This window comes from Streptomyces celluloflavus (assembly GCA_000720995.1).
GTDB lineage: Bacteria > Actinomycetota > Actinomycetes > Streptomycetales > Streptomycetaceae > Streptomyces > Streptomyces celluloflavus.
The window spans coordinates 68,904-90,412 of the sequence record JOEL01000015.1 but is presented as its reverse complement, the minus strand read 5'-3'; the positions used below and the strand labels follow the sequence as shown (position 1 = coordinate 90,412).

General features: G+C 73.3%; 18 protein-coding genes. 12 read left to right on the top strand and 6 right to left on the bottom strand.

The features are described from left to right. Positions 1-36: 36 nt before the first annotated feature. Positions 37-906: a 16S rRNA (cytidine(1402)-2'-O)-methyltransferase gene (rsmI, locus tag IH09_RS16420; protein ID WP_052857010.1), complete on the bottom strand. Its 870-nt coding sequence runs from the start codon at positions 904-906 to the stop codon at positions 37-39. A 105-nt stretch (positions 907-1,011) separates the two neighbouring features. On the opposite strand from rsmI, the gene IH09_RS16415 reads away from it, so the two are divergent. The 7 genes from IH09_RS16415 (at position 1,012) to IH09_RS16385 (ending at position 10,829) form a co-directional block, all read left to right on the top strand. Continuing rightward, positions 1,012-2,748, top strand: a complete 1,737-nt coding sequence (locus IH09_RS16415) for a dolichyl-phosphate-mannose--protein mannosyltransferase (protein WP_052857009.1) — start codon at positions 1,012-1,014, stop codon at positions 2,746-2,748. A 192-nt stretch (positions 2,749-2,940) separates the two neighbouring features. Beyond that, positions 2,941-4,140 (top strand): serine hydrolase domain-containing protein, encoded by a 1,200-nt coding sequence (locus IH09_RS16410; protein ID WP_052857008.1) that lies wholly within the window; start codon positions 2,941-2,943, stop codon positions 4,138-4,140. Positions 4,141-4,399: 259 nt separating this feature from the next. Next, positions 4,400-4,756 (top strand): VOC family protein, encoded by a 357-nt coding sequence (locus IH09_RS16405; protein ID WP_052857007.1) that lies wholly within the window; start codon positions 4,400-4,402, stop codon positions 4,754-4,756. Between the two features lie 251 nt (positions 4,757-5,007). Continuing rightward, the gene (locus tag IH09_RS16400; protein ID WP_052857006.1) at positions 5,008-7,410 is read left to right on the top strand and encodes an ATP-binding cassette domain-containing protein; all 2,403 of its coding nucleotides are present in this window, start codon (positions 5,008-5,010) and stop codon (positions 7,408-7,410) included. Positions 7,411-7,639: 229 nt separating this feature from the next. Then, a complete protein-coding gene (locus tag IH09_RS16395) occupies positions 7,640-9,295 on the top strand; it encodes a penicillin-binding transpeptidase domain-containing protein (RefSeq protein ID WP_052857005.1) in 1,656 nt (551 codons plus the stop codon). Between the two features lie 155 nt (positions 9,296-9,450). After that, a complete protein-coding gene (locus IH09_RS16390) occupies positions 9,451-9,969 on the top strand; it encodes a YbaK/EbsC family protein (RefSeq protein ID WP_052857131.1) in 519 nt (172 codons plus the stop codon). Beyond that, complete coding sequence (locus IH09_RS16385) at positions 9,966-10,829, top strand: DMT family transporter (protein ID WP_052857004.1); 864 nt, start codon at positions 9,966-9,968, stop codon at positions 10,827-10,829. Before IH09_RS16390 ends, IH09_RS16385 begins: the two co-directional genes overlap by 4 nt. A gap of 106 nt (positions 10,830-10,935) precedes the next feature. On the opposite strand, the gene IH09_RS16380 is transcribed toward IH09_RS16385, so the two are convergent. After that, entirely contained in the window at positions 10,936-11,718 is a 783-nt protein-coding gene (locus IH09_RS16380) for an SDR family NAD(P)-dependent oxidoreductase (protein WP_052857003.1), read from the bottom strand. A gap of 450 nt (positions 11,719-12,168) precedes the next feature. Continuing rightward, positions 12,169-13,419, bottom strand: a complete 1,251-nt coding sequence (locus IH09_RS16375) for a serine hydrolase domain-containing protein (protein WP_131125680.1) — start codon at positions 13,417-13,419, stop codon at positions 12,169-12,171. Between the two features lie 264 nt (positions 13,420-13,683). Between IH09_RS16375 and IH09_RS16370 the strand changes: the two genes are divergently transcribed. Beyond that, positions 13,684-14,541, top strand: coding sequence for an ALF repeat-containing protein (locus tag IH09_RS16370; protein ID WP_052857001.1), 858 nt, complete (start codon positions 13,684-13,686; stop codon positions 14,539-14,541). A gap of 179 nt (positions 14,542-14,720) precedes the next feature. Here the strand turns inward: IH09_RS16370 and IH09_RS16365 are convergent, their stop codons facing one another. Continuing rightward, entirely contained in the window at positions 14,721-15,128 is a 408-nt protein-coding gene (locus IH09_RS16365) for a hypothetical protein (protein ID WP_052857000.1), read from the bottom strand. A gap of 255 nt (positions 15,129-15,383) precedes the next feature. Here IH09_RS16365 and IH09_RS16360 point away from each other — a divergent pair, with 255 nt between their 5' ends. From IH09_RS16360 to IH09_RS39075, 3 genes are all read left to right on the top strand, one after another. Then, positions 15,384-15,638: a hypothetical protein gene (locus tag IH09_RS16360; RefSeq protein WP_052856999.1), complete on the top strand. Its 255-nt coding sequence runs from the start codon at positions 15,384-15,386 to the stop codon at positions 15,636-15,638. A gap of 581 nt (positions 15,639-16,219) precedes the next feature. Further along, positions 16,220-18,247: a hypothetical protein gene (locus IH09_RS39080; RefSeq protein ID WP_275126255.1), complete on the top strand. Its 2,028-nt coding sequence runs from the start codon at positions 16,220-16,222 to the stop codon at positions 18,245-18,247. Further along, entirely contained in the window at positions 18,192-18,617 is a 426-nt protein-coding gene (locus IH09_RS39075; RefSeq protein WP_190233314.1) for a hypothetical protein, read from the top strand. Before IH09_RS39080 ends, IH09_RS39075 begins: the two co-directional genes overlap by 56 nt. A 57-nt stretch (positions 18,618-18,674) precedes the next feature. Here IH09_RS39075 and IH09_RS16345 read toward each other — a convergent pair whose 3' ends face one another. Then, positions 18,675-19,955, bottom strand: coding sequence for a chloride channel protein (locus tag IH09_RS16345; RefSeq protein ID WP_318279473.1), 1,281 nt, complete (start codon positions 19,953-19,955; stop codon positions 18,675-18,677). A gap of 279 nt (positions 19,956-20,234) precedes the next feature. Between IH09_RS16345 and IH09_RS16340 the strand changes: the two genes are divergently transcribed. Continuing rightward, a complete protein-coding gene (locus tag IH09_RS16340) occupies positions 20,235-20,456 on the top strand; it encodes a hypothetical protein (protein ID WP_052857130.1) in 222 nt (73 codons plus the stop codon). Positions 20,457-20,651: 195 nt separating this feature from the next. Here IH09_RS16340 and IH09_RS16335 read toward each other — a convergent pair whose 3' ends face one another. Next, positions 20,652-21,224, bottom strand: a complete 573-nt coding sequence (locus IH09_RS16335) for a TetR/AcrR family transcriptional regulator (protein ID WP_052856995.1) — start codon at positions 21,222-21,224, stop codon at positions 20,652-20,654. Positions 21,225-21,509 lie beyond the last annotated feature (285 nt).

The window sequence follows — 21,509 nt, the reverse complement described above, 5'->3', positions numbered from 1 at the left end:
CTTTACCTTTGCAGGCCATTCGTTTACCTCATGAAGTCATTTGCCCGGTGCGGATCCGGCGCGGGCCGCGTTCTTCGCCGCGACCACCGCGTCGAAGACCTCGCGCTTGGGCAGTCCGGCGTCCGCGGCGACGGCGGCGATGGCCTCCTTGCGCCGCTCCCCCGCCTCCTCGCGGACCTGCACCCGGCGCACCAGCTCGGCGGCGTCCAGCTCCTGCGGCCCGGTGTCCGGGGCGCCCTCGACGACGACGGTGATCTCGCCGCGTACGCCCTCGGCCGCCCAGGGGGCCAGCTCGCCGAGCGGTCCGCGCTTGACCTCTTCATAGGTCTTGGTCAGCTCGCGGCAGACCGCGGCCCGCCGGTCCGCGCCGAAGACCTCGGCCATCGCGGCGAGGGTGTCGTCCAGCCGGTGCGGCGCCTCGAAGTAGACCAGCGTGCGCCGCTCGTCCGCGACCTCGCGCAGCCGGGAGAGCCGTTCGCCCGCCTTGCGCGGCAGGAAACCCTCGAAACAGAACCGGTCGACCGGCAGCCCGGAGACGGCCAGCGCGGTGAGCACCGCGCTGGGGCCCGGGACGGCGGTGACCTTGATACCGCGTTCGACGGCGGCGGCGACCAGGCGGTAGCCGGGGTCGGAGACGGACGGCATACCGGCGTCGGTGACCAGCAGCACCCGCGCGCCGCCCGCCAGCGCGTCGGCCAGCTCGGGCGTCCTGGCCGCCTCGTTGCCCTCGAAGTACGACACGACCCGGCCCGTCGGGTGCACGTCCAGCGCCTGGGTCAGCCGGCGCAGCCGCCGGGTGTCCTCGGCGGCGATCACATCGGCGGCGGCCAGCTCGGTGGCGAGCCGCGGCGGGGCGTCCGCCACCTCGCCGATGGGTGTCCCTGCAAGTACCAGCGTTCCAGTCACCCCTCCATCCTCCCAGCCCGGCGCCGCGCCCCACCCCGCCGGCCGCCGCGTCGCCGGCCACCGCCCCGCGCCGTGGCACGCCGGTCCGGCGGCGGCTTCCCTACGATGGGCCGGGTGACGAGTGACACCGCGACCGACGCAGCCGCCCCGCTCGCCCACGAGCCGGCCACCGAGCCCCCCGTGTGGCAGCAGCGGCTGCGCCGCTTCGGGTACGTGGGCCGCCCACGGGGCGATGTCCGCGCCCGGCTGGTGCCCCCCTTCCCGGATCCGGGCACCCGGCTGTGGGCGATGTGCGGCCTGGGCCCGGCCGCCGCGGGGCGGCTCGCCCGCTGGTCGGGCTGGGGCGGCCCGCTGCTGGTGACGCTCTTCGCCGGGGTGCTGCGGTTCTGGCAGCTCGGCAGCCCGCGGAAGGTGATATTCGACGAGACGTACTACCCCAAGGACGCCTGGGCGCTCCTCCAGTACGGCTACGAGGGCACCTGGGCCAAGAACGCCAACGACGCGCTGCTGGCGCACCCGCCGCAGATCCTGCTGTCGCCCGAGCACTCCTATGTCGTCCACCCGCCGCTGGGCAAGTGGCTGATCGCGGCCGGTGAGTGGGCGTTCGGCATGAACCCCTTCGGCTGGCGGTTCACGGTCGCGCTGCTCGGCACCCTGTCGGTGCTGCTGGTCTGCCGGATCGGCCGCCGGCTGCTGCGCTCCACGGCGCTGGGCTGCCTGGCGGGCGCGCTGCTGGCCGTCGACGGGCTGCACTTCGTGATGAGCCGCACCGCGCTGCTGGACCTGATCGTGATGTTCTGGGTGGTGGCGGCGTTCGGCTGCCTGCTGGTGGACCGGGACCGCACCCGGGCCCGGCTCGCGGCGGCCCTGCCGGTCGGGCCCGACGGCCTCGCACGGCCGGACGCGGACATCGGCGGCCGGCTGCGGCTGGGGTGGCGGCCCTGGCGGATCGCGGCCGGGCTCTGCCTGGGCCTGTCCGCCGCCACCAAGTGGAACGGCCTGTACTACCTCGCCGCGTTCGCCCTGATGGCCGTGGTGTGGGACCTCGCGGCGCGCCGTACGGCCGGTGCCCCGCGGCCGCTGCGCGCGGTGCTGCGCCGCGATGTGCTGCCCGCCTTCGGCGCCACCGTCGTCGTCGCGCTCGCCGCCTACCTCGCCTCTTGGTCGGGCTGGCTGGCGACCAAGGGCGGCTACTACCGCGACTGGGCGACCACCCCGGAGGGCCGGGACAGCGCCTGGACCTGGCTGCCGGACTGGCTGCGCAGCCTGTGGCACTACCAGACCGAGGTCTACGCCTTCCACACCGGACTGACCACCCCGCACACCTACCAGTCCAACCCGTGGAGCTGGCTGGTCCTGGGCCGCCCGGTCTCGTACTTCTACGAGTCCCCCAAGGCCGGCCAGGACGGCTGCACGGCGGCGGAGGGCTGTGCCCGCGAGGTGCTGGCGCTGGGCACCCCGCTGCTGTGGTGGGCGGCCTGCTTCGCGCTGCTGTACGTCCTCTACCGCTGGCTGTTCAAGCGGGACTGGCGGGCCGGCGCCATCGCCTGCGGCGTCGCGGCCGGCTATCTGCCGTGGTTCCTGTATCAGGAACGCACCATCTTCCTCTTCTACGCGGTGGTGTTCGTCCCGTTCCTGTGTCTGGCGGTGGCCATGCTGATCGGCGCGATCATCGGCCCGCCGGGCTCGTCGGAACGGCGGCGCACGGTCGGCGCGGTGGGCGCCGGCGTCCTCGTCCTGCTCATCGTGTGGAACTTCATCTACTTCTATCCGCTCTATACGGGCCTGCCGCTGCCCAAATCCGCGTGGAACAACCGGATGTGGTTCGACACCTGGATCTAGCGGGAGGGACGGCGGCGAGGCTCAACGGTGCGGAACGGCACGCACCCGGGGGACGGCCCCGCCGAGGAGCCGGGGGTTGTCCCCACAGTGCATGGGCGTGCTGACCGGCTGGTCCGGTGGATCTTGGGCACGCGGGCTGGACGCGACCGGTTTTCCGATGCAGCCAGCCGGTTGCACAGAGGGAGTTCGCCCATGTCCGACCGTTCTCAGAAGCCCCGGCGCGCTCGTACGGCATCACTGCGCAGGACGCGGCGGACCGTCACGGCGGTGGCGGCGCTGGCCGCCGCCCTGGCCGTGGCCGGTACGTTGCCCGCGGCGGCGGAGTCCCACGGCTCCCGTGAGGTCGTACGCAAGGGCCTGGCGCGGCTGGTGACCGACGACCGGTTCCCCGCCGCGCTGGCCGCCACCGTCGACCGCGACGGGCGCACCCGCAACTACACCGCCGGTGTGGCGGACGTGAAGACCAGGGCGAAGGTGCCGGTGAACGGGCAGGTGCGGGCGGGCAGCAACACCAAGGCGTTCACCGCCACGGTCGTGCTGCAACTGGTCGGCGAGGGCAAGGTCCGTCTTGATGCCCCCATCGAGACGTACCTGCCGGACCTGGTGCGCGGCGAGGGCATCGACGGCCGCAGGATCACGGTGCGCCAGTTGCTCCAGCACACCAGCGGACTGCCCGAGTACACCAACTTCCTGGGTGAGGAGGCCATCCTCGGCAAGGGCCGGCACACCTACCACCAGCCCCGTGAGCTGCTCGACATCGCGCTGGCCCACAAGGCTGACTTCCCTCCCGGCACCAGCTGGTCGTACAGCAACACCAACTACGTCCTGGCCGGACTGCTCATCGAGAAGGTCACCCACCGCCCGGTCGCCGAGCAGATCACCCGGCGGGTCATCGACCGCATCGGCCTGCGGCACACCTACTTCCCCGGTGTGGGCGACGAGGGCATCCGCGGAGCCCACCCCCGGGGCTACTTCGCGGCGAAGCCCGGGGCGCCGCTGGAGGACATCACGGAGCTGGACCCGTCCTGGACCTGGTCCGCGGGGCAGTTGGTCTCCACCCCCGGCGATCTGAACCGCTTCTTCTCCGCCCTGCTCGGCGGCGAACTCCTGCGGCCCGCCGAGCTCGCCCAGATGCGTACCACCGTCAAGGTCCCCGAAGAATTCGATGCGGGGTCCGGTATCCGGTTCGGGCTGGGGCTGACGAGCACGCCGCTGAGCTGCGGCGGCCTGATGTGGGGGCACCGCGGTGACACCCCCGGCTACCACACGCGCACCGGTGTCACCGAGGACGGCCGCGCCGTCACGACCGCCGTCACCGCCAGCCCGGCGCCCACACCGAAGGGCCTCAACCACGCCGACGCCCTCCTCGGCGCCACCTTGTGCGCGAAGTGACGGCCGGCCCGCCGCGGTGACGGCGCGAGCGGCCCGGTGGCGGGCGTCGCCCTCATGACGACGGCCAGGTGCTCCGCGTACGACGTCCGGTACGGACTCTCCGAGTGCTCCCGCCGGGGGCCACGTCGCCAGGGGCGCTCTGGGGCGCCGGTTCGCGAGGTGCGGAAATCGCCGTCCGGGGCTGTCGGGCTGTCGATTTCCGGTCTTCGCATTCGTCCTTAAGCTGGACAATCCCGACCGGACCACGACAGGAGTGATCATGACCGGCTCTTCCACCCAGGGCATCAAGACCGTGCTGCATCCCGTTTCCGACCTGGCGGCGGCCAAGGCGGTGTACACCGCGCTGCTCGGCGTACCGCCGCAGGCCGACGAGTCCTACTACGTCGGCTTCGAGGCCGGGGGCCAGCACATCGGGCTGGTGCCGGGCGGCGGGCCCCAGGGCATGACCGCGCCGGTGGCCTACTGGCACGTGCCGGACATCGCGGCGAAGCTCGCCGAGGTGACCGCCGCGGGGGCCACCGTGAAGGAGCCCGCGCACGATGTCGGCGGCGGCCGCCTGGTGGCCACCGTCACCGACCCCGACGGCAACGTCCTCGGGCTGCTCCAGGACAGCTGAGCACCGGCGCCCGGCTCCCGCGCCGGGCGCCGGGCCGGTTTCCCTTCCCCTCGCGCCGGGCCCGGCGCGAGGGGAACGGGCCGCCCGGCCGGTCCGGCGCACGGCCGCCGGCCGAGAGGCGCCAAGGGCCGGAGCGAAGAAAACAGGGGCGCGGAAGAACCGGACGTACCCTTCGAAGCCGGTCGGACCGGGAGCCGGGCGACGCCGACGGAGTCCACACGGGCGGCCCCGCCCCACACGAGGGAGAGACGATGAGCACAGCCACGAGGACGGACCCGCAGGCGCCCGCGCCGCACGTCGCCGACAGCCACGGTCTGATCCGCGTGCACGGCGCGCGCGTGAACAACCTCAAGGATGTCAGCGTCGAGATACCCAAGCGCCGGCTGACGGTGTTCACCGGCGTCTCCGGATCGGGCAAGAGCTCGCTGGTGTTCCACACCATCGCCGCGGAGTCGCAGCGTCTGATCAACGAGACCTACAGCGCCTTCGTCCAGGGCTTCATGCCGACGCTGGCGCGGCCCGAGGTCGATGTGCTCGACGGGCTGACGACCGCGATCATCGTCGACCAGCAGCGGCTGGGTGCCGACCCCCGCTCCACCGTCGGCACCGCCACCGACGCCAACGCGATGCTGCGCATCCTCTTCAGCCGGCTCGGGCGGCCGCACATCGGCCCGCCCGGCGCGTACGCCTTCAACGTCCCCTCGGTCCGGGCGAGCGGCGCGATCACCGTCGAGCGCGGTACCGCCAAGGCCGTGAAGGCGACCTTCCACCGCACCGGCGGCATGTGTCCGCGCTGCGAAGGCCGCGGCACGGTCTCCGACCTCGACCTCACCCAGCTCTACGACGACACCAAATCGCTCGCCGAGGGCGCGCTCACCGTCCCCGGCTACAAGGCGGGCGGCTGGAACTACCGGCTCTACGGCGAATCGGGCTTCTACGACCCGGACAAGCCGATCCGCAAGTACACGAAGAAGGAGCTGCACGACTTCCTCCACCGCGAGCCGACCAGGATGAAGATCGCGGGCATCAACATGACCTACGAGGGTCTGCTCCCGCGGATACAGAAGTCGCTGCTCGCCAAGGACCGGGAGGGCATGCAGCCGCACATCCGGGAGTTCGTCGACCGGGCGGTCACCTTCACGTCCTGCCCCGACTGCGGCGGCACCCGCCTCAGCGAGGCCGCCCGCTCGTCGAAGATCCAGGAGATCGGTATCGCGGACGCCTGCGCGATGCAGATCAGCGACCTGGCCGCATGGGTCCGCGGTCTCGCCGAGCCGTCGGTGGCGCCGCTGCTCACCGCGCTGCGGCAGACCCTCGACTCGTTCGTGGAGATCGGGCTGGGCTACCTCTCCCTCGACCGGCCGGCGGGCACGCTCTCGGGTGGCGAGGCACAGCGCGTCAAGATGATCCGCCACCTCGGCTCCTCGCTCACCGACACCACCTATGTCTTCGACGAGCCGACCATCGGTCTGCACCCCCATGACATCCAGCGGATGCACAGTCTGCTGCTGCGGCTGCGCGACAAGGGCAACACGGTGCTCGTCGTGGAGCACAAGCCGGAGACGATCGCGATCGCCGACCACGTCGTCGACCTCGGCCCCGGCGCGGGGACGGCGGGCGGCACCGTCTGCTTCGAGGGCACCGTCGCGGGTCTGCGGGCCGGCGGCACTCTCACCGGCCGTCATTTCGACGACCGGGCCGCCCTCAAGGAGACGGTGCGGACACCCACCGGCCACCTTCCGGTCCGCGGCGCGACGGCGCACAACCTGCGGGATGTCGACGTCGACATCCCGCTCGGGGTGCTGACCGTCGTCACGGGCGTCGCCGGCTCCGGCAAGAGTTCGCTCGTGCACGGGTCGCTGGGCCGGCGATCGGGGGCCGCCGGTGCGGACGTGGTGTCGGTCGACCAGAGCCCGATCCGCGGTTCGCGGCGGAGCAACCCGGCGACGTACACCGGGCTGCTCGACCCGGTCCGCAAGGCGTTCGCGAAGGCCAACGGCGTGAAACCGGCGCTGTTCAGCGCCAACTCCGAGGGCGCCTGCCCCGGTTGCAACGGCGTCGGCGTCGTCCACACCGACCTGGCGATGATGGCGGGTACCGCCACCACCTGCGAGGAGTGCGAGGGGAAGCGGTTCCAGGAGGCGGTGCTGGAGTACCGCCTCGGCGGCCGCGACATCAGCGAGGTGCTCGCGATGCCGGTGACCGAGGCCGCGGAGTTCTTCGGCGCCGGTGAGGCACGGATACCGGCCGCGCACCGCATCCTGGCCCGGCTCACCGATGTCGGGCTCGGCTACCTCGGCCTCGGCCAGCCGCTCACCACGCTGTCCGGCGGCGAGCGGCAGCGGCTCAAACTGGCCACGCACCTGGCCGAGAAGGGCGGGGTCTACGTCCTCGACGAGCCGACCGCCGGTCTGCATCTCGCCGATGTCGAGCAGCTGCTCGGCCTGCTCGACCGGCTCGTCGACGCCGGCAAGTCGGTCATCGTCGTCGAGCACCACCAGGCGGTGATGGCACACGCCGACTGGATCATCGACCTCGGTCCCGGCGCCGGCCACGACGGCGGCCGGATCGTCTTCGAGGGCACCCCCGCCGACCTCGTGGCCGCCCGCTCCACCCTCACCGGTGAGCACCTCGCGGCGTACGTCGGCGCCTGACGGGGGCCCCGCGTACGGCGGTCGGGGGCGCGCGCACGCGGGCCCGGGACGGCTCCGGCCGGGGCGCGAGGCGGCCCGCACCCCGGCCGGTGTCACGTCACTCCGGGCGACAGTACGTCACCGGACCGTGCCCGGATCGAGACGCACGGCTTCCCCCCTGTCCCATAGAGTGCGACACACGCTCTTGTGTACGTATCCGAGGGCGAGGATCTGGGAGGGGATCGGTGCCATGCGCCGTGAGGTGAAGTACGGGCTGATCGGCGGATCGGCGGCCCTGGTCGCGGGAGTTGTCGGCGGAATCACCCTGTTCGGCGGCTCGGACGACACATCGCCGCAGGCGGTCCGGGCGGCGGACACCAAGGCGGGCGACCAGGTGCCCCAGGTGCCGACCGGCCCGCTGACCGCCGACGAAGTCCACACGACGGCGCAGCAGTTCCTCACCGCCTGGCAGTCCGGCGACACCGCGAAGGCCGCCGGGCTGACCGACAGCCCCGACACCGCCAAGGGCGCGCTGGCGGACTTCGCCAAGCAGGCGCGGTTCTCGAAGGTGCGGCTGACCCCCGGCGCGCCGGCCGGCGACAAGGTGCCGTACACCGTCGCCGCCGAGATCGGCTTCAAGGGCGCCAAGGCACCGTTCTCGTACGGCACTTCGGTGCGCGTACAGCGCGACAAGACCACCGGTGAGCCGCGGGTCGCCTGGCAGCCGGCGGCCCTGTACCCCGGTCTGGGCAAGGGCGACACGCTCCGTACCGGCGAGGCCGAGGCGCCGCCGATCAAGGCCGTGGACCGCAACGGCACCGAGCTGACCCCCGAGGCGCATCCGGCGCTGGCCGGGGTGCTGGAGAGCCTGCGGAGCAAGTACGGCGACAAGACCGACGGCAAACCGGGCGTGGAGCTGTACATCCACCGGGCCAAGAGCGCCGAGGCGAACGGGCAGCAGCCGGACAAGACGCTGAAGGTGCTCGCCAAGGGCACCCCCGGCGTCCTCAAGACGACCCTGGACGCCCGGCTCCAGGCGGCGGCCGAGAAGGCCGTCAAGGGCAAGAGTTCGGCGTCCGCGGCGGCGGTCAGACCCAGCACCGGGGAGATCCTGGCGCTCGCCAACTCCCCCGAGAAGGGCTTCAACGTCGCCGCCCAGGGATCGCTGGCCCCCGGCTCGACGATGAAGGTCGTGACGGCGGCGCTGCTGCTGGACAAGGGCCTGACCGCGCCGGACAAGCCGCACCCGTGCCCCCAGTACGTCACGGTCGGCGGCTGGAAGTTCCAGAACCTCAACAAGTCCGAGATCAAGAGCGGCACCTTCGCGCAGAGCTTCGCCGCGTCCTGCAACAACGCCTTCATCTCGCAGGCCGAGAAGCTCGCCGACGACGATCTGACGAAGGAGGCGCGGGACGTCTTCGGCATCGGCCTGAACTGGCAGACCGGCATCCCCACCTTCGACGGCGCGGTGCCGGTGCAGCACGACGCGCAGATGGCGGCCTCGCTGATCGGCCAGGGCGGGGTGCGGATGAACCCGCTGACGGTCGCCTCGCTCGCCGCGACGGTCCGCGCGGGCTCCTTCCACCAGCCGTACCTCGTCGCACCGTCGCTGGACAACCGGACGCTCGCCAAGGCCCCGGGCGCCATGAAGCCGGAGACGGCGGCCGGGCTGAAGTCGCTGATGCGGCTGACCGCGACGTCCGGTACGGGCGCCGAGGCGATGGCCGGGATCGGTGGTGACATCGGCGCCAAGACGGGTTCCGCGGAGGTCGACAACCAGGACAAGCCCAACGCCTGGTTCACCGCCTACCGCGACGATGTCGCCGCGGCGGCCGTCGTCCCGGCGAGCGGCCACGGCGGCTCCAACGCGGGCCCGGTGGTCCGCGCCATCCTCACCGCGAGCTGACGAGGGCGGACCGGCGGCGGACCGACCGCGGCGGGCGGGCGGGTGCGCGGGCACCCGCCCCGGTCCCACCCCGGTCCCGACCCGGCCCGGACTTCGGCCCGCCCCGGACGGATTCCGGTCGCATGGCCCGTACAACTTTCGCTAGCGTGCGGGCCATGAGCGATTCCGCGTCCGACGCCGCCACCCCGCAGCCCCCGGCCTCCGCGGCCCATCCCCGCTTCGCCGAGGCGCTCGCGGACCTGGGGCTGACCGTCGAGGTCCGGCGTTTCCCCGAAGCCACCCGCACCGCCGCCGAGGCCGCCGCCGCGATCGGCTGCGACCTCGCCCAGATCGTCAAGTCGCTGATCTTCGCGGCGGACGGCGAACCGGTGCTGGTCCTGATGGACGGCGCCTCCCGGGTCGATGTGGCACGGGTCCGCGCCGAGCTGGGCGCCACGAAGGTCGGCCGGGCGAACGCCGAGGTCGTACGGGAGACCACCGGTTACGCCATCGGCGGCGTACCGCCCTTCGGCCACCGCACCCGCACCCGCGTCCTGGCCGACCGGGGGCTCCTGGCGCACGGCACGGTCTGGGCCGCCGCCGGCACCCCGCACACCGTCTTCCCGCTCGCCCCCAAGTCCCTGATCACGTACGCCGAGGGCCGTGTGGTGGACGTGCGCGAGCGCACCGCGTGACGCCCCTCGTCGTCGCGGCGGTCCTGATCGCCGCGCTCACCCACGCCAGCTGGAACGCGATCGCCCACGGCATACGCGACCAGCTCCTCGCCTTCACCCTCGTCGGCGGCGGCGGTGCGGTCTGCGGCGCCCTGCTGGCCGGTTTCGTCCCGCTGCCGGCCGCCGCGGCCTGGCCCTATCTGCTGGGCTCCGCCGTGCTGCACGTCGTCTACCAGGTGCTGCTGATGCAGTCCTTCCGGCTGGGCGAGTTCGGCCAGATGTACCCGATCGCCCGCGGCACCGCGCCACTGGCCGTCACGGTCCTCGCCGCCGTCTTCGTCCACGAGATCCCGGACGCCTGGGCGCTGTCCGGCGTCGCGCTGGCCTCGGCGGGTCTGCTCGGCGTCGCCCTGTGGGGCATCCGCGGCTCCGCCGCCCGCCCCGACGCCCCGTCCCGCTGGCCGGCCATCGCCGCCGCCGTCGCCACCGGCCTGTCGATCGCCTCGTACACCACCGTGGACGGCCTCGGGGTACGCGCCTCGGGTACCTCGCTCGGCTATATCGCCTGGCTGATGATCCTCGAAGGCGTGGCGATCCCCGTGTACGCCCTCGCCACCCGGCGCCGCGAACTGGCCGCCCAGCTCCGCCCGGTCGCGCTGCGCGGCCTGGCCGGTGGCGCCCTGTCGGTCTTCGCCTACGGTCTGGTGCTGTGGGCCCAGACCCGCGCCCCGCTCGCCCCCATCGCGGCGCTCCGCGAGTCCTCGATCATCGTCGGCGCCGCCATCGGAGCCCTCTTCTTCAAGGAACGCTTCGGCGCGCCACGGATCGCCGCCGCGGGCCTGATGGTGGTGGGCATCGGGCTGATGCTGCACACGGGGTGAGACGGGCGGGGCGGCCGAGAAAGCGAACAGCCCGGGGCGACCGAGGACGCGCGGAGTACGCGGGGCGCCCGGTGCGTGAGCGCCCCGTGTACGGCCGCCGCTCCCCTCACCCGCCCCGCAGCGACTTGCGCAGCTCCGTGTTGGCGACCAGCACCCCGCCGTCCACCGGCAGGGTGATCCCGGTGACCCAGGCCGCGTCCGTGGAGGCCAGATAGGCGACCGCCGCGGCGATGTCCGCCGGCCGCCCGACCCGGCCCAGCGGATAGGCGTCCGCCGCCCGCCGCAACTCGTCCTCCCGGCCGTCCCAGTTGGGGGTGGCGACCGTGCCCGGTGCGACGAGGTTGACCCGTACGCCGCGCGGCGCGGCCCGGCCGGAGAGCGTCCGGGTCAGGCTGGCCAGGCCCGCCTTGGCCGCGCTGTAGGCGTGGTTGCCGAAGTCCTGGATGCCGTTGACCGAACCGATGTTGACGATCGCGCCCCGGCCGCCCGCGGCGGCCAGATGCGGCAGCGCGGCCCGCGCGCAGCGGAAGGCGCCGCCCAGCGTGATGTCCAGATCCGCCGCCCAGTCCTCGTCCGACTCGTCCTCGAACAGCGGGGTGTCGGGATGGCAGCTGAAGGCGTTGTTGACCAGCACGTCCAGTCCGCCGAACCGCCGCACCGCATGGCCGACGGCCGCCTCCACGGCGGCCCGGTCCCCCACATCGCAGGCCATCGCCTCGGCGTCGCCGCCCGCCGCCCGGATCCCCGCGGCCGCGTGCTCGGCCCGCGCCCCGTCCACATCGGTGACGAGTACCCGGGCCCCTTCCTCGGCCAGCCGCCGCGCGGTGGCCTTCCCTATCCCCCGCCCCGCACCGGTGATCAGTACGCCGTATCCCTCGAACCGCCGCATGACTCCGCCCCTTCGCCGTGGTTTCCGGGTGACCCCGCCTGCCTCATCCGTTGCAGTCTGCCCCGCCCACGGCGGCCGCAACGGGCGTGCGGGGTGTTTACGGAACGGTTCGCGGGGCGCCGCCCGCGGGGCGGCACAGTGCGTTGCCGAACGGGCCGGAACATGACGGAACGTGCGCGCGGGCCGCGCGGCGGCCGGACGGCCACCCGGTCCGCGGGCCGCTCGGTCCGCGGGCCGCTCGGTCCGCGGACCAGCGGTGGTCCTCCGGATGGCCCTGCGTCCAGGAGTTGATCCGGTCACGGGTGCCGATGAGCGCCCGCCGGCGCTTCCCCGGATTGCCGAACGACCGGTCCGGGACCGGCTCCTGCCCTCGTTCCCGCCGAGTCCCACCGGCCGAGACCAGGACCGCCCACCCGGGCGGACGAGGCGAGCGGAAGACGGCCCGCGGCGTCACCCGGCGGCGTGGCAAGCGGCGGCCAGGGCCCGTACCACCGCCTGCGGCCGCGGGTCGGCCGTCACATTGCGCTGCATGCCGTTGGTGAGGTAGCCGAAGGCGATCCCGCTCTCCGGGTCGGCGAAGGCGAGGGCGCCACCGCGTCCCGGGTGCCCGAAGGAGCCCGGGGCCAGCAGCGGCGAGGACGGTCCGTGCAGCATGAAGCCCAGGCCGAAACGGGTGTTGACGACGAGGGTGCGGTCGGGCCCGGCGGACTCCTCGGTGCGGGCGAGCGTCAGCGTCGCGGGCGCGAAGAGGCGCGGCCGGCCGTCGACGGGGCCGATCAGGGCGGCGTAACAGCGGGCCAGGGAACGGGCCGTGGCGATACCGGCCGAGGCGGGGAGTTCGGCGGCGCGGTAGGCGGGGTCGTTCTCGTCGGGGGGCGGGGCGATGGCGCCGAAGGCGCGGTTGGTGAGCGAGGCCGGGTCGCGGTACGCGTCGGCGACCGCGCGCTTGGGCCGTACCCGCAGGCCGGAGGCGGCGGGCGGAACCGGTGTCGCGATCTCGGCGAGCCGGCCGACGCGGGACCGGAGCGCCGCCGGGAGCCCGATCCACAGGTCGAGGCCGAGCGGGCCCGCGATCTCGTCGGCGAACCAGGTGCCGAGGGTGCGCCCGGTGACCCGCCGCACCAGTTCGCCGAGCAGCCAGCTGTAGGTCTGCGCGTGGTAGCCGTGGTCGGCGCCGGGGGTCCAGGCGGGGGCCTGGGCGGCGAGCGCGGCCGGGCCGCTGACCCCGTCGATGGCCTGGGCGGGGGTGAGCGGGGTGTCCAGGACGGGCAGTCCGGCGCGGTGCGAGAGGAGGTGGCGGACCAGGACGCGGTCCTTGCCCGCGGCCTTGAACTCGGGCCAGTACGTGCCGACCGGCGCGTCCAGGTCGAGCAGCCCGCGCTGGTGCAGCAGGAGCGGGACGACCGCCGCGACGCCCTTGGTCGCGGAGCGGATCACCTGCGCGGTGTCCGCCTCCCAGGGCGCGGGCACCGCGTGGGCGCCGCCCGTCACGGGACCGCCGGGGTAGGCGTCACCGCCGCCGTCCCCGTGCTTGGTGCCGCCCCACAGATCGACGACCTTCCGCCCGTGCCGGTACACGGCGACGGCCGCGCCCCGTTCACCGCGCTGCGCGAAGTTGGCCGCGAAGGCGTCCCGGACCGGCTCGAAGCCGTCCTCCACCGTGCCCTGGACGTCCACCACTGATTCCTGCTTCCCACTCATCCGTCGCGTTCGATGACCCATCAATGGTGCATCGCGCGGATCAGTGCTGGTGACCAGGTCCACGGCCCGTGGGGTTCATCACAGCGTCCCGGCCGGCGGCCCCGCAGCGGGGCGTCAGCCGACGGCGGGCGGTTCCCGTTACGCGTCACCCGGGTCATCGACGGTCCGGGGCCGGAGTGCGAATAAGTAATCGAGGGAACGTCAGGACCGGCATACGCTAACGGAGGTTTTTTAGCCCTTCCTTATGAAAAGCAGGTGTTGCGCATGAAGTTGTCCCGTATTTCCGCCGCCGTCGCGGCCGCCGCGATCGCACCGGCCGTGCTGTTCTCCTCCCCGGCGGTCGCCGCCGACGGCGACCGGTCCCCCGCCCACTCCGCGCCCGACCGGGCACCGGACGCGAAGCCGGACAAGGCCGCGCAGGGAACGGCCTCGTCGGTGGTCGATGACCGGGTAGCCGTCTCGCAGATACTCTCCGACAAGAACAGCGGCCCGGGAGTCCGGGAAGCGGCGGAGAAGGCACTCGACGGCACCGCGGAGGACGTCCGCCACTTCCTGGAAGTCGGCCAGTACGAGGCACGCGCGATCGACAACCGGGTACGCGTGGCCCAGATCATCAACTTCGGCGGCCCCGAGGTGCGAGCGGCCGGTATCAAGGCGCTGAGGGGCACCCGCGAAGACATCCGGAACTTCCTCGAAGCCGGCCAGTACGAGGCCCGCGCCAAGGACAAGGCCGCCGAGGAAGCCGCCAAGAACAAGCCCGCCCCGGTCAAGAGCCACGACGGCGGCACGGACAAGAAGACCGAGCAGGGCCAGAAGGGCGAGACGGGCCAGAAGAGCGAGCAGGACCGGCCGGACCGGAAGGACGAGCGGGACAAGGACGGCCGCACGGGCGAGAAGCCGGCCGCCGGCGGTGACCGGCGGGGGTCCGGCGGTGCGGACGCCGCCGAGCCCGCCGCCGTGGCCTCCCCGAACGCCGTCGCCCCCGCCGGCGGCAGCACCGAACTCGCCTCGACCGGCGCCGGATCCGCCACCCCGTGGGTGATCGGCGGCGCCGCCGTGGCCCTCGGCGCCGGTGCGGGCCTGGTCGTCGCGGCCCGCCGCCGCTCCGCCACCGGGCGCTGACCGCCGCTACGGCGACGTCTCTGCGGGCCGGCGGTCGGCCGTAGGGGGCCGGCCACCGGCCGCACGAGAAGCGGCACACGCCGCCGGGCGCGAGGTGCGCACCGCCGTGGAGCAAACGGACCGGCCGTGCCATCGGCGATCCGGACCCCGTTCGCCCCCGCGGTGCCGCCCGTCCTGACTCAGGCGGTGGTCCGGCCGGCCGACGGGTCCTCGTCGGGGAGGGCCGCGGGTTCGGCGGCGGGCCGCAGGGCCGGTCCGCCGCGCAGGATCAGCAGGGCCCCGGTGGCGAAGACCACCAGGAACAGCAGGATCGCCGCCACGGCGATCAGTACGGCAGGGGCGTGGATCGCCTGGTTGGCCAGGGTGAGCAGTACGCCCGGGATGCTGCTGCCGAGGGCGAGCAGCAGCATTCCGATGCCGATGGCGGACGGTGAGGTCGGGTGGGTCTCGGTGGTGGCGCTGCCCTTGCCTTTGACAGGGCCGATCGACCATTCGAAGGTGAGCCCGGTGCTTTCCCGCAGGACGAGCGCCTCCGCGCGGTTGCTGGGCCGTTCATCGCTGAGGTTGAGGTGCCTGGTCGTCCCCATGAAACGACGTTATCGGTCACCGTTCGGCGCTCCAACCAGGTTGTTTCAAAGCGCACATGACTGTTACCCAACCCTGACACGGCAGGTACGGAACGAGGGTGCGAGCCGCGCTTCGTATGGGCATCATGCATACGTTAGCTGCTATCGATACATACGTCTGATTGACATCGCAGGGCGGATCCGCCAGACTTAGAAGTCCTGGGGCTCTGGTCGTGCCAGATCGCCCGGATGGACCAGTTCAAGGGGGGACCTCAGATGTCCACTTCTCACTCGGGGGCGACCGCCCGCGTCGGGCAGAGCGCCGGACCGGTGCGCGTCACCGTCAACCTGGCGCCCAAGGCAGCCGCGGCCCTCGACCAGGCCGTCAAGCTCACCGGCGACACCAAGACCGACACCATCAATCGGTCTCTTCAGATCTACGCCTACCTGGAGAAGGTCATACAGGAGGGCGGCACCCTGTACACGAGGTCGGCGGACAGCGACGAGCTCGAACGCCTCTACTTCGTCTGATCGCTGCACCGCGCCTCACCTGAACGGCGCTTCACTTCCTTTGCGCGGCACCTCGTCCGAGCGCGCCGCCACACCTTTACTTGAGCGGCGCAGCGTTCGCACGCTCACCTCGCGGCCCCGGCTGGATCTCATCGGCCGGGGCCGCGGCATGTTCGGACGCTTCCCGTGGGGGTGCGAGACCGGCGACCTCGCGTTATCGGCCGTCGGGTATTCGCCGGGCGGGTCCGGCGCTCCTTCACCGTGCGTGGCCACCGGGAGCGCGGTGGCGCCAGGTCCCTCCGCCCTCGGCGGCGCGCCGGACCGTAGAGCCGAACGGCGGAAAGCGTCCCTCCGCCCTTGATGGCGAGCCCGGTTGACGGGCCGGGCGGCCGACGAGGCCCGGGGCATCCGCGATACCCGGCACCGCCCCGGATGTCCGGAAACCCGCTGTGCGTCATTGGGTGGCGGATACAGACTGTTTCCCTGAGCCTCGGAACAGGCCGCCGTGAACGGCCGTTCCCGGCCATGCAGTTGGGGCGGCGAGCCGCGCGGGTGGCGTGATCGCGTCGCTGTGGCGATATCGACGAGGTACGGGGGTTTTCATGACGGAGCCGGCGCGCCCGGACGGCCAGTGGCCACCACAAGGACCGCCGCCAGGAGGCCCGCAAGGACCGCCGGGGGCCGGCCCGTTCGGTCCGCCTCCGGGCGCGTTCGGCCCGCCTCCGAGCGACTTCGGGCCGCCCCCGAGTGACTTCGGGCCGCCCCCGAGTGACTTCGGGCCGCCACCGCAGCCCCGGTACGCACCCCCGGACGGCCTCCCGTACGGGCCCCCTCCCCCGGCACCGGCCGGTGGCGGGGCGGGGCCGCTGCCCTCGGGGCGGCGCGGGCGGTTCCTCCTCTTCGGCGGGGTCGGAGCGCTGCTCCTGGCGCTGGTGGCCGGGCTGCTGGTCTGGAACAGCGGCTCCGGCCCGGACGAGCCGGTGGCGAAGCAGAACCTGGAGCCGTTCCAGCAGGCCCTGGCCGAGCTCGCCACGGCCCCCGGTCTGCGCTACCAGGACTCCGCCGGCGCCGGCCGCACGAAGCAGGACATCACCGTCACCGCCGCCGGCAGCCGCTACGGCACCACGGGCGACGGCGGGACGCCCGACCGCGAGATCCTGCACGTGGGCGGCAAGACCTTCACCCGCCGGCCGGCCGGGCCCGGGGAGAGCGGTGCGCGCACCTGGGCCGCCGGGGACGAGGGCGCCGCCGGCCCGGCGGCGGAGGCGGCCGCGCGCAGACCGTCCCCGGCCGTGCTGGCGATGCAGCTCTCGGACGCCTTGGACGAGGCGTCCGACGCACCGGCGCCCGGCGCATCGGCCCAGCACCCCCTCATGGTGAACGGCACCCCGGCCCTCGCGGCGGACACCTCGGCGGGCCGTCTGCTCATCACCCGGCAGAAGCCCTACCGCGTGCTGCGCCTGGAGCCCTCCGGGCCGTCCCGGTCGGCCGGACCCTCCGCCGGATCGGCACGGCCGGTCTCGGCGCGGATGAGGCCGGCGGCGGCGCGGAGTTCCCGTGCGGCTCCGTCAGCGGTCCCCGCGGTGGCCGAAGGCCCTCTCCTGGGCGGCGATTCCCCGGGCATGGACCTGACCCCGGTCACCGGCGGCGCCGTCGAGCCGATGTTCAGCACCCTGGAGAAGCAGACGGCGGAACTCGGCAACGCCACCGACAGCGGCGTATCCCTCGCCCTCAGCGGCTCCGGAACCGTGCAGTGCGGCTCGGGCGGGTGCACCGCCAGCAGCGGCGTCGCCGGTCAGCTCACCACCGGTGCGAAGAGCCGCCTGACGGGCGGCACCGTCACCGCCGTGATGACCGCCTCCTTCCGGATCGACGGCAGACCCGCAGGTCAGTGCACCAGCCCGCCCGGCTCCTTCGCCGTCACCGGCACCAGCGTCTCCGGCAACCTGTCGTGCTCCAATCCGGGCGCCGGCCCGGTCTTCACCTCGATCGACGCCCAGAAGAAGGCCGATGCCCAGGCCCGCTCCCGGGCGAATGGCGGCCGCCCGGTCCAGTACCGCATCCCGTATGACGCCCGCTGGCTGATAACGGCGCGCGCACTGGCGACGACCGAGGTCGAGAAGCTCGTGGAGAAGGTGAAGCGGGAACGCGACAACACGGGCTGTCCGAAGTCTCAGGGCTCACCCTCCGGCGCCCGCCTCCCGGTCGGCGGATTCCACGCGTCCTATGCGCTGGCGCGCGGTGCGTCAGCCCTCGTCCTCGACGGCGATGACGACCCGGGCTCCTTCCCGAACCGGATTCCGGAGGACAAGCCCGACTGGTTCAAACCGATTCCGCCCGACTTCGCGCTGGCCCGGTCCGGGAACTACCTGTACGTGGTGCTGGAGAACGGCGACCTCGTCATCGGCAAGCGGACGGCGGGGCATGTGAACCTCGCCGGAGGCAAGCCGGTGCTGGCCGCGGGCGAGTTCAAGACCAAGGGCGGCCAGGTGGTGTATCTCGACAACAAGTCCGGGCACTACCGGCCCTACGGAGCCCGCGCACAGAAGGCCGCCGTCGACGCATTCAACAGAAATGGTCTCCACGCCGATGGGAAGTACAACGCCGCCTGGGGAAAGCCCGGCTGCTGACCCGGTCACACGCTTTCGGGGCATCGTTCACGATGTCCTGGATACCGCCGAGAATTCCTGCGGGGTCGAGGCCCTTGAACAGGACCTGGAGCGTGCGCTCGCGCTGCTGCAACGGAATCCCGGCCTGCGGCCGCAATGCGAGACGGAACTCGTCGCCCTGCTCGATTCGATGCGGGAAGGCGTCGTCGAATTGATCTCCTTCACCATGCACGAACTGCGGTGGCCCGCGGTGGCGGAAGCGATCGCGAGCCGGATCTCCGCCCCCGGGGGAAACGTCAGCCACCTCCGGCTCCACGAAGCGATGCTGGACGCGTTCTCCGACTCCTGGCGCGACCGCGATCTGTACGCGAGGTTCCGGGCCGGGGAGTGAACCGGCGGGACGGCTCCCCCCGTTCTCCGCACCCTGCGGGGAGCCGTGCGCCCGGGGTCACTGCGCGGGGAGCCGTACGGAGTAGATGGACGGGGTGTCGAGTCTGCGGGAGACGAGCATGGCGCCGGTGACCGCGAAGAGCAGCGGGACCATCAGGGCGTCGACGGTGCGGGTGAGTTCCAGCATCAGGACGATGGCTGCGACGGGCGCCTGCATGGCGGCGGCGAGGACGGCGGCGGCGCCGATGACCGCGAAGCCGGCGGCCGGTCCCGGCCAGGCGTGGGTCCAGCCCTGCCCGGCGAGGGAGCCGAGCAGGGCGCCGACGGCGAGGGTGGGCGTGAAGAGCCCGCCGCTGGCCCCGCTGCCCAGGCTCCCGGCGGTGGCGATCGGTTTGAGGAAGAGCAGCGCCACCAGTGCCGGGGCGGCGAGCTGTGCGCCGAGGGTGAGCTGGACGATGTCCTTGCCGTTGCCGAGCAGTTGCGGATACGGGACGGCCAGCGCGCCGACCGCGGTGAACACCAGCACGGGCGCGACCACCAGCCGCCACCCCGTCGGCCGGTGCTCGTGCGCGATCCGGATCATCCGCACCCAGCCGACCGAGACCAGCCCGGCGAGCGGGCCGAGCAGTACGGCGAACACGGTCAGCGAGGCGGAGAGCGGCACTTCGGGCAGCTGGTAGGTGGGCCCGGTCGGCAGCACGGTCCAGGAGACCGCGGTGGCGATACCGGACGTGGCCAGGGCGGGCAGGGCCAGCCGCAGCGACAGGACGCCGAGCATCACCTCCAGGGTCAGCAGCGCCCCGCCCAGCGGGACGTTGTACACACAGGCCATCCCGGCGCCGGCACCGCAGGCGGCCAGCAGTCTGCGGTGCGCGGTGTCGATCCGGGCCCAGTCGCACAGCCGGGAGGCGAGCGCCGCACCGGCCAGCCGCGGCGCCGCCTCCCGCCCCAGCGACGCCCCCATGCCCACGATCACCACGGACAACACCGCGGTGCCCAGACTCCGCCGCAGCGGCAGGCGTCCCTCGTCCCGCCACAGCGCCGTGCTCACCTCCGAACCACCGGGCCCCGTCCACCACCGCAGCAGCCACCAGCCGATCCCGGCCACCGCCCCGGCGGCGGCCAGCGCCACCACCCGGCGCACCGCACCGGCCTGTTCGACCGCGGCCAGGAAACTCCCCGACCGGTAGGCGTACGTGAGGTGGGCCGACGCGTACAGCAGCGCCATCAGGGCGGCGCCCGCGAGCCCCGCCAGCACCCCCGTGGCCACCACCAGCGCCCAGAACCGCGCGGACAGCGCGGGGACGTCCGCCGGTGCGAGCAGGTTCGGCTGCCCCACCGCCCCGGCCGTGCCCCTGCCACGGTCACCGCTCCGTCCACCGCCCATCGCTCGCCTCTCCCGGGAAGTCGGCCGCCACTGGGTCCTCGCCGGGCATCGTCTCCCGGCCCGGCCGCCCGCGGCGGCGCCCGGCTTGCGTGTCGCGCCACCGCGCGATCCGGGCACCAGAGGCTGTCCGGGGAGCCCGTACCGCCATCCGCCTGCACCTCGCACCACGCGCCCACCGGATCGGCCCGGCCGTCGTTGTACCGGCGGGGCACCGAACGTGAGGGCGCGGCGATGGACCGGAAGGCGCAGTGGGTACGGGATGCCTCGGTGACCGCCGTGGACCTCGTGGTCACCGCCGCGCTGCTCACCGGCGCCGCGCTGCTGCACGCCCGCTGGCTCGCGGCGGTCGGCGGTCTGTGGGCGCTGCTGACCCTGCGGCAGGGCTACCTGGCCGCACGGATAAGCAGACGTCCGGCGCGGGCGGACGGGACACGGCACAGCCCACGCGGCTGAGCATGCGCGACGGGGCCCGGCGTCGGCCCCCGTTCCCACGGAGGCCGTCGCCGGGCCCGTTTCGCGCGCCGCTCCGTCCCCACGGGCGGGCGCCGGCTCCGGGGCGCCGCTCCGCTCGCTCGGCGGGCCCGGAGGTCTGGGAGGTCGTCAGCGGTCGGCCGACGGCCTCGATGGCGGAAGGAAGGGGCGCCGGGGTCAGACGCCGAGGGCGGGGAAGACCACGGCGTCCACATAGGCGGAGAGGAACGCGGCGTCGGCGCTGCGGCCCTCGATGAGCTGCCGGGCGAGGAACGCGCCGGTCAGCAGGTGCGGGGCGAACTCCAGCGCGGGGCGGTCCGGGGCGATCTCGCCGCGGTCGATGCCACGGCGCAGCATCGCTCGCAGCCCGGTCACCTCGGGGTCGAAGAGGACCTCGCGGAGCGCCTGGTGCAGATCGGGGTTGCGGTGCACGGCCTGGCCGAGTCCCCGCATCAGCGCGGAGTCCCGGGCCAGCTGGCGGTCGTCGGCGCGCCGCACCCACTCGGCGAAGTCGCCGCGCACGCTGCCGGTGTCGATGTCCTGGGTGGTGACCGGCTTGGTCTGCCGCAGCGCGGTGGCGACCAGTTCCGGTTTGCCCTGCCACTGGCGGTAGAGGGTGGCCTTGCTGGCGTGCGTACGGGCCGCGACGGCGTCCATGGTCAGCGCGTCGTAGCCGACCTCGCGCAGCAGATCGAGTACGGCGCCGTAGAGCTCGGCGGCCCGCTCGGGCGTCAGCCGGCTGCGACCCATGACGCATACCTCCTGGAGGGACAACGGGGGGCGGCGCCGCGCGAGGCGGCCCGGCGCGGCGACGAACGACGGGGACCGTTAACGGGAGCGACGGGGCGGTAGCGGACGAAACGGTTTCGTACCGCCGCGAACCATATGAATCCCGCGAACCCCACGAACGTACCCCCGCCCCCAGCGAAACGACAACGTTTCGATAGGGCTCCGGTGCGTGGTGTGCGTCACTCGGTACGTGACCTGCGTCACGAGGCCGAGTTGCCGCGGGGTGCCCGTCCCGAAACGATGGGG